Origin of the sequence: Psychrobacter sp. TAE2020, from assembly GCF_018919485.1 — a bacterium.
Taxonomy (GTDB): Bacteria; Pseudomonadota; Gammaproteobacteria; order Pseudomonadales; family Moraxellaceae; genus Psychrobacter.
Genome location: NZ_JAHLMU010000001.1, coordinates 767,801 through 780,814, shown reverse-complemented (window position 1 = coordinate 780,814; position 13,014 = coordinate 767,801). Strand labels below are relative to the sequence as shown.

Below are 13,014 nucleotides of genomic sequence, written 5' to 3'. Positions count from 1 at the left end.
TTAATAGTTGATTCGGTAGTTGAGTTAATAGTGGGTTCGATAGTTAGTTTAATACCTAAAGATAAATTTTACTTGTTAAGGATAGACATGGCAGGCAACAGTATTGGTAAGCTTTTTTGTGTAACCACTTGCGGTGAATCGCATGGCGCAGGTTTATTGGCCATTGTAGATGGTGTGCCACCTGGTCTTGAGTTATGTGCGGAGGATTTGCAAATCGATTTAGATCGTCGCAAGCCTGGTACTTCTAAATACTCAACTCAGCGCCGTGAGTCTGATGAAGTCGAAATTATCTCTGGTGTATTTGAAGGATTAACTACGGGTACTTCTATTGGTTTACTTATTCGTAATACCAATCAAAAATCTAAAGACTATAGCGAAATCAAAGATACTTTTCGCCCTGGCCATGCCGACTATACTTATAGCATGAAGTACGGCTTTCGCGACTATCGTGGTGGCGGACGCTCATCGGCACGTGAGACGGCTATGCGGGTGGCGGCTGGTGCTATCGCCAAAAAATACTTGCGAGTGCGCTTAGGTGTTGAAGTCCGTGGTCATGTGACTCAAATAGGTAACGAACGTAGCGAAGTGCTCGATCCTAGCATTATTGATTGGGAGTTTGTGAATAGCAATCCGTTCTTCTGTGCTGATAAAGAGGCAGTAGGACGCTTTGAGACTCTAATAGACAGCTTACGCCGTGAAGGTACTAGCTGTGGCGCACGTTTAGAGATTATTGCCAGCGGTGTGCCAGTTGGATTGGGCGAGCCAGTATTTGATCGCTTGGATGCTGATATTGCTCATGCGATGATGAGTATTAATGCAGTGAAAGGTGTTGAGATTGGTGATGGGATGAAAGTCGCTGAACAATTCGGTCATAAGGCACGTGATGAGATGACGCCAGACGGCTTTACTGCCAATCATGCTGGCGGTATCCTAGGCGGTATTTCTTCAGGACAAGATATTAGTGTGAGCATTGCGCTGAAACCTACCTCTAGTATTACTACTGCTGGCAAGAGTATCAATACTCAAGGCGAAGCGGTTGATATGCTGACTAAGGGTCGTCATGATCCTTGCGTTGGAGTACGTGCAACGCCTATCGCTGAGGCAATGCTGGCTATCGTGTTGCTAGATCATTACCTACGTAATCGTGGTCAAAACGCCGATGTTGAGCCACCAGTAACGTCAATTACTTAGGGCTTTATTGCTTGTTAATTGGGCGTTAGTATTAGGCGTTAGTCAAACCGCTATTGAAGCTAGTTATCCTTAAACAACCCTTTACTTTGATCTTACAAGGTAGAGGGTTTTTTATCGGCTAGATATTCTGAGTGGGCTTAAGCTATCACTGATTGAAGGTCTTAGGCGAGCGCTTGATAGCCATCAATAGCTATACAGTGCTGATTTCTGAAGACTAGTAATAGCTTTTCACTAGGAATTGCCAACCAGTGACCGAAGTCGACACTGTCTATACCTTGAGTTAATAAGGCTTGGACACAGTCATGACGACTATAGCCTAAGCAATTACTGGTAAATTTACTGGCGATAGAGGAGTTTTTCATAAGCTTACTGTCCTATAGTTAAGTGTTTTACTAATAATGAGTTGGTTAACACTATTTTAGGATACCTGGATATAAAACTGATGTAAGCATTATGGAGATTTGATGGATTAGTAACTAAGCTTAGGGTGCTGCTAGCAAGACAGTGATTTAAAGTAAAAATAACCCTCTACTTGAATTGGATTTCAGTTCTAGTTCTTAGCTAATGGCAAAGTAATGCTAAAGGTTACCCCAGCGAGCTGATTGAGCGTAGGGTTGGCAGCGGTATTGCTAATAGCTACTGTACCACCATGATGCTCGATGACTTGCTTGACTAAGGTTAGCCCCAGTCCAGTGCCTTTTTTGGGCATAGGGCTAGACACTACAGCTTGGTTCTGCGCCATACTCTGGAGATAATCGTTTTGCTGAGCATTACTTGGCTGAGTACTGTTTGTTTGAATACTGTTTGGCTGAGCATTGTTTAGATCGTTAGTATTGCAATAAGCAATGCTTTGATGAGACAAGCTAAAGTAACGATCGAAAGCTTTAGTCAGCGCGTAGTCTGGCAGTAGCTTACCGTCATTGAAGATAGTGATAGTGACAGTGTGTTCGGCGTTAGTATAGATATCAAAAATAACTTTATGATTCGCAAAGTAAATCGCATTATCCAGCACGTTTTGCAAGGCTTGTAGTAGCCAAAAACTGTCAGCATAAACCGTAGTCTTGGCAGTTAGTTGTGCTTGTACAGCGCTATTTTCAGTAATAGTTGCTAGTTGCTGATGATTTATTTTCAGCTCAATGGCTGCTAAACGCCGCTGTTGTAACTTGGGACTGCTGTTTTTGATAAGGCTATTGAGTAGCGGTAGTAAAGCTATAGGCTGACGGTTTAATCTAAAACTGGGCTGCTCAACTTTCGCCAATAATAACAGCCGATCAATCAGCTGCTGCATCTTGATGCTCTGCTCACCGATAGTTTCATTCAATAACTGCCTATCCTCAGCATCAAGCAAGTCGTCTTCTAGCAATTCGCTACTGGCACGGATGGCGGTCAGCGGACTCTTAAGCTCATGAGTCAGGGTATGCACGTAGTCGCTGACATAAGCTCGATTCTCTAGTCGATGCTTCATGGTCTCGATAGTGTCAGTCAAACTGTTGAGCTCATGGCCTAGATAGAAATAAGGCTTTTTTGTTTGTTCTGCTAAGGCACTAGTATATTGAGTGACTAAAGTGATACTTTGTTTTAGCCACCAAGCGACTAGTCCGGCTAAGATCAGCGCCGCTAGGCTAATGATGAGCATAGTAATCAGCATCTGTCGCCGAGTATGGTCCAAATAGGGCAGCACGCTGGCGACAGGCTTGCCGACACTGACCACCCCGATAATCTGGCCTGTAGCATCTTTGATAGGTTGCGCTACATACATAATGGAGCTATCAGGTCCACTATAAGTATCAGAAGTACTTCTAGCGCCATATAGCCCACGCAAGGTCAAATACACATCATTCCATTGGCTAAAATCCTGTCCTTCAGCATTAGTAGCTGCGGGCAACGAGTCATAAATGACTTTACCAGCACTATCAGTGACATAAAGGCGAAAGCTACTGAATTTTTTTTGTCGATAGGCAGGTTGCTGCTGATAATTAGCGCTCTGGCTGGCCACGCTGCTATCAGTGTTCAGTGCTTTAGCTGTCGCTGGTGTGCTGGCAAAAGCACTATCAAGCTGGCTTTGATAAACGTCAGTATAGAGCTGTCCGGACTGCAACGGCAGGCGTAGATTGGCCGCCATCAGCTTACTAGTATCTAATAAAGTATCTTCAATAACTTGTTGGGCGGTAGGTTTGACGTGACCGAACAGCTGAGTAAATACTACGATACCGCAGATGATAAGCACTAGCGCTACCGCCAGCCAAATCCGAAAAAATATGCTTAAATTGAGCAAGCGCTTAGTGGGCGCATCTTGCTGCTGGGCACTACCTATCGGATGCAGTTTGGCGTACCAGTTGCTCTGGTTCAACTGCGAGTTAGTAGGGCTATGAGGGTGTTGATTATCGTCAGCCATTAGGCAGGGCACAACGCATAACCCAAGCCGCGATGGGTATGGATGACATCAATGTCTGGGCGAATAGTAGCCAGCTGTTTGCGAATGGACTTGATATGGCTATCAATAGTCCGCGCCAAACGGTGGTCGGGATAGTCACTAACGGCATTTAAGAGTTGTTCACGACTAAAGACCTGATTGGGTGCTTGTAATAAGGTCAATAAGATTTTACGTTCGGTATTGCTAAGCTCCAACTTTCGTTGCTGCCATGTCAGCGAATAATTAAGCGGCTGATAGTACCAAATACCTGCTAGGCACTCAAAAGTTAGCGCTTGTGCTGCAGTGGTAGTATTGCTATTAACAGTCTGACTTGAGTTATAATCAGGCGAGCTTACAGAGGCATTCTGTTGCTTGGCAGACTGCTGGGTAAGTAGCTGCTCCCGACGCCAAATAGCTTTGAGTCGGGCTACTAACTCTCGGGGACTAAAGGGCTTGGCACAATAGTCATCACCGCCCATCTCTAAGCCCAAGATACGATCGACTTCATCACTACGAGCGGTCAAGAAAATAATAGGCGTGTCTTTTAACTGGTGAATATCAGGAGCGTGGCGAATCTGTTGACAGAGGCTCAAGCCATCACCATCTGGTAGACCAACATCGAGTATTATTGCCGATAGATCTTGCGCCTCAGCAGTATGTAGCATGGGCAATACGCTACTAGCATTGTCTAACCAAGTGATTTGCCAGCCTTCACGTTTGCAAGTGACTTTTAATGACATAGCGATAGCTGGATCGTCTTCTACCAATAAAATATGAGTCATGAGCGCTACTTAGTCGTTAAGACGTTAGTGGATGGATATTTAAAATATACTGGCAACAACAGTCAGTTAAAAAAAGCCATTTAACAATAGACATTGAAAACTGAGGATAAAGCATCATAAAACGCTAATGGCTAAATGGCCATAAATTGCTAATTGCTTTAGCAATGAGCTGTTAGTGGCTTTGAGCGCTTTAAATTATCGTAGCATAAAAGCCGTTCAGTATTGTTTGCTTAGCCACCAAAAGTTGTGAAAAATTGATGGATAATTTTATATAATTAAAGGATGTTTTATGAGTAACTATTTAGAGTGTGTCATGGTTGAGCACAATCCAGCCCAAAAGCAGATAGATCGCGCTGTTATTTGGTTACATGGTTTGGGTGCTAGTGGCCATGACTTTGAGCCGGTAGTACCGCAATTGGGCTTGAACGATGACATGGCTGTGCGCTTTGTATTTCCGCATGCTCCTAAGCGTCCTGTTACTATCAACGGTGGCATGATCATGCCGTCATGGTACGATATATTTGAGATGAGTTTGGATCGCAAAGTAGATGTGGCACAAATCGAGCAGTCGACTCAGTATATTCAAGATCTCATTAGCCGTGAGATAGGGCGTGGGATATCTGCTGAAAATATCGTTATTGCTGGGTTTTCGCAAGGTGGGGCAGTAGCTTATCATTTAGCGCTGAGCTATCCTAAGCCTTTGGCTGGCTTGTTGTGCTTATCTACTTATCTGGCCACCAATGATACTATTGATTACAGTGCAGCCAATAAAGAGCTGCCGATATTGATTGAGCATGGTACTCATGATCCGGTAGTTCCAGTATCGCTAGGTGAGCAGGCCTCTAAAACCTTAGCCGCTAAAGGCTATAATGTCGACTACCGTACTTATCCTATGGCCCATCAAGTATGTATGCCACAGATTCAGGGCATTGGTGTTTGGTTAAATAAGATACTTTTATAAAGTGAGCTATATACAGTGAGCTAATACTATAAAGTAAGTTATAACCAATAAAGCTATTAGCCTGCTAGGTTAGTCAACGCTATCAAGTCAGCTTGGCAAGCAAGTCTAAACAGCCGTAGATGTAACGTGATGTAATATTGTCAGTTATCGATTGAAATAGGATAGTGACTTGCTATATAATATGCTCTTCTATTGGGGATGTTCTGGCTTCGACGCTGGTGATGAAACTCAATGATGCATGTCGAGAGTATATGTCCTCTCGTTAATCCAACATATATTGTTATAGTCGCAAACGACGAAAATTACGCTCTAGCAGCTTAAACCCTGTTTACTTGGTTGCTGATCACCTACAGTTGGTCAACTAAGTTGAAGCGTCCGCATGTAGGATCGCCACAAGGGATTGTCTCAATCCTTTGGGTTCAAAAGTAGAGAATCGGCTAATCCATCCTGACTGTCGGATCGGTGCAGACTAAAATTAAAGACAGAAACTAAACATGTAGATTCATGAGCGTAATGCTGGCGGACGCGGGTTCAACTCCCGCCATCTCCACCAAATATTAAAAATCCGATCACTTAGGTGGTCGGATTTTTTTATGTCTGGATTTTGAGATTGGTTTTGATCCAATTTTTATATAACTATCTTCATAAAACACTTGTTTATTTGAAATGTATAAAAAAATATCTATTAAGAATTCGCATAGTTTATTTATTCATATTTCACTTCTAAAATAAACTATTGTGAGCTACTATTGAATCAGCATAGTTAGTTAATGTCACCAAAAAACAACAAAATATCTTTCACTCTATTTAGACCTGCTTAATAAGTAAGCAGGTTTACCAAGGATGTCTCATGACTCAAGTAATTCAACTAGTTGTGCAAAAAAACGGCAGTAATCAGCTTGCCCAGGTATTAAGTAGTATTAAACCTACTAAGGTTAGTATGGAAGAGGGTATGAAAATTATCCTTACAGAAAGTAAAACAGGTCAACTACCATCAAATATAAAAGCAAAAAAAATTGATAATAACCTACAGATTGCAGATGAGAACGATAATATTTTATTAACCCTAGAAGATTATTATACAACTGAGAATATCCAGCTTGGTACAGTAACAGAGTCTGGCTTCGTTGAATTCAACTATGTAAATCCTGACACAGGTGCAATTTCAGGAGTAGCCTCAGAAAGCTCTTATAAGACACTTGTGTCGGAAATGATCAGTGATGCTTCGTTAATTGGCGGTATTAGTAATGGTATCTTATTAGGTTCACTCGGCGCAGCGGTATTAGGGATTGCGGCTCTAAGTAGTGGTTCGAGTGACGATTCGCCAAAGTTGCCTGCTAACAAGCTACCTATCTCAAAAGACTCTCCTATTACTACCACAGAAGACACGATTGTTACTGGCAAACTACAAGCGGCGACTGACGCTGATGGCGATGCATTGACTTACGCCATCGCCACCAATGCTACTAATGGCAAAGTAGTAGTGGGTAAAGACGGCAGTTATACCTATACTCCAAATGCTAACTTTAATGGTAAAGATACCTTCACCTATACGATTAGTGATGGGAAAGGCGGCATTATTACACAGACCGCTAATGTCACTATCTCGGCGGTCAATGATGCGCCCGTGTCAGAGAACAGCACCATTGCGGCAACCGAAGACACCGTTGCTAAAGGTATGCTGACTAAAGCCACAGATGTGGATGGTGATACTTTAACTTATACGTTAGGCACCGCTACTATTAATGGCAAAGTCGTTGTCAATGCAGATGGCAGTTATAGCTATACACCAAATGCTAATTTCAATGGCACCGATAGCTTCACCTATACCATTAGTGATGGACAGGGCGGTCTTATTACTAAAACGGCGAACATTACCGTAGCCTCTGTCAACGATCTACCCGTCTCAACCAATACTGCGATTAAGGCTTCCGAAGACACAGTAGTCAAAGGCATGTTAGCTAAAGCCACTGATGCAGATGGCGATGTCTTAAGCTATGCACTAAAAGACACAGCAGCTAATGGCAAAGTAGTTGTAGGCAAAGACGGTAGTTATACTTATACCCCGAATGCTGATTTCAATGGTATTGACAGCTTCACCTATACCATCAATGATGGCAAAGGTGGCATTATCACCCAAACCGCTAATGTCACTATCGCGGCGGTCAATGATGCACCCGTGTCAACGGATACTACGATTGCGGCAACCGAAGACACAGTCGCTAAAGGTATGCTGGCCAAAGCCACTGATGTTGATGGCGACACCTTAACGTATACGCTAGGAACAGCTGCCGCTAACGGTAAAGTAGTCATCGGTAAAGACGGCAGCTACACTTACACGCCAAATGCTGACTTCAATGGCAAAGACAGCTTCACCTATACGATTAATGACGGGAAAGGTGGCGTGATCACTCAAACTGCTACGGTTAATGTCGCAGCAGTGAATGATGTGCCAGTGTCAGAAAACAGCACTATTGCGGCAACCGAAGATACCATTGCTAAAGGCTTGTTAGCTAAAGCCACTGACGCTGATGGCGATACCTTAGCTTATACGCTGGGAACAGCTGCCGCTAACGGTAAAGTAGTCATCGGCAAAGATGGCAGCTACACTTACACGCCTAATGCTAACTTCAATGGCACAGACAGCTTCACCTATACGATTAATGACGGGAAAGGTGGCGTGATCACTCAAACTGCTACGGTTAATGTGGCGGCAGTGAATGATGTGCCAGTATCAGAGAACAGCACGATTGCGGCAACAGAAGACACTGTTGCTACAGGTATGCTGGCCAAAGCCACTGATGTTGATGGCGACACCTTAACGTATACGCTAGGAACAGCTGCCGCTAACGGTAAAGTAGTCATCGGTAAAGACGGCAGCTACACTTACACGCCAAATGCTAATTTCAATGGCACTGACAGCTTCACCTACACTGTTAGTGATGGACAGGGCGGTCTTATTACTAAAACGGCGAATATTACCGTAGCCTCTGTCAACGATCTACCTGTCTCAAAAGACTCTATCATTGCAGCGACCGAAGACACCGTTGTTAGTGGCAAACTAGAAGCTGCCACTGACGTTGATGGTGATGCATTAACCTACGCCATCGCCACTGGCGCTACCAACGGCAAAGTAGTCATCGGTAAAGACGGCAGCTACACCTACACATCTAATGCCAACTTTAATGGTAAAGACACTTTCACCTATACCATTAATGACGGGAAAGGTGGCGTGATCACTCAAACTGCTACGGTTAATGTGGCGGCAGTGAACGATGCACCGGTATCAGAGAACAGCACCATTGCGGCAACCGAAGACACAGTCGCTAAAGGTATGCTGGCCAAAGCCACAGATGTGGATGGCGATACCTTAACGTATACGCTAGGAGCCGCTGCCGCTAACGGTAAAGTAGTCATCGGTAAAGATGGCAGCTACACCTACACGCCTAATGCTGACTTCAATGGCACAGACAGCTTCACCTATACCATTAGTGATGGACAGGGCGGTCTTATTACTAAAACGGCGAATATTACCGTAGCCTCTGTCAACGATCTACCCGTCTCAAAAGACTCTATCATTGCAGCGACCGAAGACACCGTTGTTAGTGGCAAACTAGAAGCTGCCACTGACGTTGATGGTGATGCATTGACTTACGCCATCGCTACTGGTGCTGCCAACGGTAAAGTAGTCATCGGCAAAGACGGCAGCTACACCTATACGCCAAATGCTGACTTCAATGGTAAAGACACTTTCACCTATACCATCGATGATGGCCAAGGTGGCATTATCACGCAGACCGCGACCATTAACGTGGCAGCAGTGAATGATGCACCGGTATCAGAGAACAGCATGATTGCGGCAACAGAAGACACCGTTGCTACAGGAATACTCGCTAAAGCCACTGATGTCGATGGCGATACCTTAACTTATGCCATCGCCTCAGCTGCTAAAAACGGGACTGCACTTGTCAATAAAGACGGCAGCTACAGCTACACCCCAAACGCCAACTTCAATGGCGAAGACAGCTTTACTTACACCGTCAGTGATGGTCAAGGTGGCATCATCACCCAAACCGCGACCATTAACGTAGCAGCAGTGAACGATGCACCGGTATCAGAGAACAGCATGATTGCGGCAACAGAAGACACCGTTGCTACAGGAATACTCGCTAAAGCCACTGATGTTGATGGTGATACCTTAACTTATGCCATCGCCTCAGCTGCTAAAAACGGGACTGCACTTGTCAATAAAGATGGCAGCTACAGCTACACCCCAAACGCCAACTTCAATGGCGAAGACAGCTTTACTTACACCGTCAGTGATGGCAATGGCGGCATCATTACTAAGACTGCCAACATCACTGTGGCGGCTGTGAATGATCTTCCAGTGTCAACAGACAGTGTTATTGCCGCTACTGAAGATACCGTTGCTAAAGGTATGCTGACCAAAGCCACCGACGCTGATGGCGACACCTTAACGTATACGCTAGGAACAGCTGCCGCTAACGGTAAAGTAGTCATCGGTAAAGATGGCAGCTACACCTACACACCTAATACCAACCTCAATGGCACTGACAGCTTCACCTACATTGTTAGTGATGGAAAAGGTGGCTTTATCACCCAAACGGCGAATATCACCGTAGCCTCTGTCAACGATCTACCCGTCTCAACCAATACTGCGATTAAAGCGACTGAAGACACAGTAGCCAAAGGCATGTTAGCTAAAGCCACTGATGCAGATGGCGATGTCTTAAGCTATGCACTAAAAGACACAGCAGCTAATGGCAAAGTAGTTGTAGGCAAAGACGGCAGCTACACTTACACGCCAAATGCTGACTTCAATGGTAGTGACAGCTTCATCTATACCATCAATGATGGCAAAGGTGGCATTATCACCCAAACCGCTAATGTCACTATAGCTGCAGTAAATGATGCGCCCGTGTCAACGGACACCACGATTGTTGCAACAGAAGATACCATTGCTAAAGGTATGCTGACCAAAGCCACTGATGTGGATGGCGATGCATTAACTTATACGTTAGGCACCGCTGCTATTAATGGCAAAGTCGTTGTCAATGCAGATGGCAGCTACACCTACACACCTAATACCAACTTCAATGGGACTGACAGCTTCACCTACACTGTTAGTGATGGACAGGGCGGTCTTATTACTAAAACGGCGAACATTACCGTAGCCTCTGTCAACGATCTACCCGTCTCAACCAATACTGCGATTACAGCGACTGAAGACACAGTAGCCAAAGGCATGTTAGCTAAAGCCACTGACGCTGATGGTGATGCATTGACTTACGCCATCGCCACCAATTCTGCTAATGGCAAAGTGGTAGTGGGCAAAGACGGCAGCTACACCTATACTCCGAATGCTGACTTCAATGGTAGTGACAGCTTCACCTATACGATTAATGACGGTAAAGGCGGCATTATTACGCAGACTGCTAATGTCACTATCGCTGCAGTAAATGATGCACCGGTATCAGAGAACAGCATCATTGGTGTTGCTGAAAACATCATCGATACAGGTGTACTTGCTGAAGCGACTGATGTCGATGGTGACACCCTTACCTATGCATTATCAACTGAGGCAGCTAATGGTACAGTGACTGTCAACGCCAATGGCAGCTACACTTACGCACCAAATACTGATTTTAAAGGTGAAGACAGCTTTACCTATACAGTGAATGATGGGCAAGGTGGCATTATTACTAAGACTGCCAATGTGAAGGTTAGCTCACTTGATCAAAAATCTAGCTTTGAGTTGCAAGAAGTCTTTGAAACTAACGTTGTCAGTGAGCCGCAAACGGTAGTAGAAAAGCAGGCTTCCTCTTATATAAATGAAGTTATAGAGTTTGAAATAACCGGTCAAAGTGGGATGCCTCAGCTGGAGCTTTCTAATGGCTCTAATGTTATTCAAGGAAACTACAGCTATACCCTTCAAGGGCCAGGAATCTCAGCTTCAACCTCTGGTAGTATTTCATCAGCAGGTTCAAATATTTACTTGGTTGATTTTCGCACAGGTACTTTACCACCAGGTAAATATACTCTCGACTTGTATGTATATTCATCAGGATCATCAATTGATTTTAAAGTTACTGAATCTAAAGATGTTGAATATACTGAATTTACTGGTTATCAAGACGTAACAGGCAATATCTTCGCGGATGACAATGGCACTATCAGTACACCTACTAACTATGAAATTCAGGTAGATGGACAGTCGCTTGTATTCCAAACAGGTAATCCGGCAGCAAGCCCAGTTACTGTTAATACTGATAATGGTAAGCTTACCTTGGCAGCTGATGGTTCTTATTCTTATCGTTCAAACCGTACTGATCTTGGCTTAGAGGCTGAGAAGCTGGCAGAAGACTTTTATGTGAAAGTTATTGATTTAGATAATAATCAAGTCGGACACTATGGGATCAATATCACTTCAGATGTAACGCCTCCAGAGCCTGGTGAGTTAGTATTTAATAACTTTGAAGATACCGGACTATCTCAGGACGATGGTATCACCTCTGATCGCTCGTTTGACTTAACAGTTAAGAACAATGAAGTTGGAAGCCAAGTTGAGTATCAGTACTCAACTGATGGAGGCATTACTTGGCAAGTATTAGCAAATGGTACGGTTTCTGACTTAGCGGATGGTGATTACAGCTTTAGAGCAAAAGTAACGGATCAGGCGCTCAATGAGAGCTTTACTGCAGTAAAAGATATTACTATCGATGCTACTGCTCCTGTATTAGGTCAAATTCTAAACTTCAACACTGCTACTAATCAGCTAGAGGTTAATGCAGATATAGACCAAGACACGTTGCAAGCCTTTAAGTTAGAAAATGGCACTTTGGTACCACTTGCTGATGCCACTAACATTCCATTTGTAGAGGGTAACTATCAAATTCAAGCATCCGATATAGCTGGAAACAGTACAACATTAGATTTCGTTATGTCTAATGCTTCGGAATACTTTGAGTCAGCTGATGTTATTGATATCGTAAAAGGATCTGCTGGAAACGACTACATTTATGGTGGTAATGGCGATGATATTTTAATATCGAATGGTGGTAACGATAAATTGCATGGCGAAGCCGGTGATGACATCTTGATTTATGGTGGAAACTCAACTGGAGGCAATACATTTTATGGCGGAGCAGGTAATGATACTTATGTCTTTGATGCCAAAGATTTTTCAAGTAACTCGAGTGTTCATGTCTTAGATTCAGAAGGCTCAAATAAATTGGAATTAACAGGATTCAATCCTTCTGACGTTACTTTTACTCGAGTCGACCAAGGTCTAACTATATCAGCAGGGGGTGGGACTATACTTCTCAGTAATCAGTTTAATCAATGGGGTGTTGACAACATCTATTTTGATGATGGGACCGTTTGGGATAGAGCGACTATTGAAGCTATGGCGGGTCAAAAATGGGTCGGTACTGATGGCGATGATATTTTCACAGCTACTAGTGATTACTCCCTATTATATGGTGGCGATGGTAATGACACTCTAAAGGGTGGCGTGAATAACGACTACATTTATGGTGGTAATGGCGATGATATTTTAATATCGAATGGTGGTAACGATAAATTGCATGGCGAAGCCGGTGATGACATCTTGATTTATGGTGGAAACTCAACTGGAGGCAATACAT

The 13,014-nt window shown here is 43.8% G+C and carries 6 protein-coding genes and 1 other RNA gene; 4 read left to right on the top strand and 3 right to left on the bottom strand.

The genetic code is table 11. From position 1 onward, the window contains the following. Nucleotides 1-87 precede the first annotated feature (87 nt). Nucleotides 88-1,191, top strand: a complete 1,104-nt coding sequence (gene aroC, locus KPY62_RS03000; RefSeq protein WP_216580754.1) for a chorismate synthase — start codon at nucleotides 88-90, stop codon at nucleotides 1,189-1,191. A 161-nt stretch (nucleotides 1,192-1,352) separates the two neighbouring features. Here aroC and KPY62_RS02995 read toward each other — a convergent pair whose 3' ends face one another. From KPY62_RS02995 to KPY62_RS02985, 3 genes are all read right to left on the bottom strand, one after another. Then, a complete protein-coding gene (locus tag KPY62_RS02995) occupies nucleotides 1,353-1,553 on the bottom strand; it encodes a hypothetical protein (RefSeq protein WP_216580753.1) in 201 nt (66 codons plus the stop codon). 188 nt (nucleotides 1,554-1,741) lie between these two features. Continuing rightward, nucleotides 1,742-3,586, bottom strand: coding sequence for a two-component system sensor histidine kinase CreC (creC, locus tag KPY62_RS02990; protein WP_216580752.1), 1,845 nt, complete (start codon nucleotides 3,584-3,586; stop codon nucleotides 1,742-1,744). Beyond that, complete coding sequence (locus KPY62_RS02985) at nucleotides 3,586-4,386, bottom strand: response regulator (RefSeq protein WP_216580751.1); 801 nt, start codon at nucleotides 4,384-4,386, stop codon at nucleotides 3,586-3,588. The genes creC and KPY62_RS02985 overlap by 1 nt, the downstream gene beginning before the upstream one ends. Nucleotides 4,387-4,675: 289 nt before the next feature. Here KPY62_RS02985 and KPY62_RS02980 point away from each other — a divergent pair, with 289 nt between their 5' ends. From KPY62_RS02980 to KPY62_RS02970, 3 genes are all read left to right on the top strand, one after another. After that, complete coding sequence (locus KPY62_RS02980; RefSeq protein WP_216580750.1) at nucleotides 4,676-5,347, top strand: alpha/beta hydrolase; 672 nt, start codon at nucleotides 4,676-4,678, stop codon at nucleotides 5,345-5,347. 194 nt (nucleotides 5,348-5,541) lie between these two features. Then, nucleotides 5,542-5,900: a transfer-messenger RNA gene (ssrA, locus tag KPY62_RS02975) on the top strand. Nucleotides 5,901-6,197: 297 nt separating this feature from the next. Then, nucleotides 6,198-13,014 (top strand): tandem-95 repeat protein (locus KPY62_RS02970; protein WP_216580749.1); only part of this gene is annotated, 6,817 nt, incomplete at its 3' end.

Bases quoted from the DNA above. Each gene is read 5' to 3' on its own strand.
- KPY62_RS02980 (WP_216580750.1), top strand. From the start codon at position 4,676: ATGAGTAACTATTTAGAGTGTGTCATGGTTGAGCACAATCCAGCCCAA.
- KPY62_RS02995 (WP_216580753.1), bottom strand. From the start codon at position 1,553: ATGAAAAACTCCTCTATCGCCAGTAAATTTACCAGTAATTGCTTAGGC.
- KPY62_RS02985 (WP_216580751.1), bottom strand. From the start codon at position 4,386: ATGACTCATATTTTATTGGTAGAAGACGATCCAGCTATCGCTATGTCA.
- aroC (WP_216580754.1), top strand. From the start codon at position 88: ATGGCAGGCAACAGTATTGGTAAGCTTTTTTGTGTAACCACTTGCGGT.
- creC (WP_216580752.1), bottom strand. From the start codon at position 3,586: ATGGCTGACGATAATCAACACCCTCATAGCCCTACTAACTCGCAGTTG.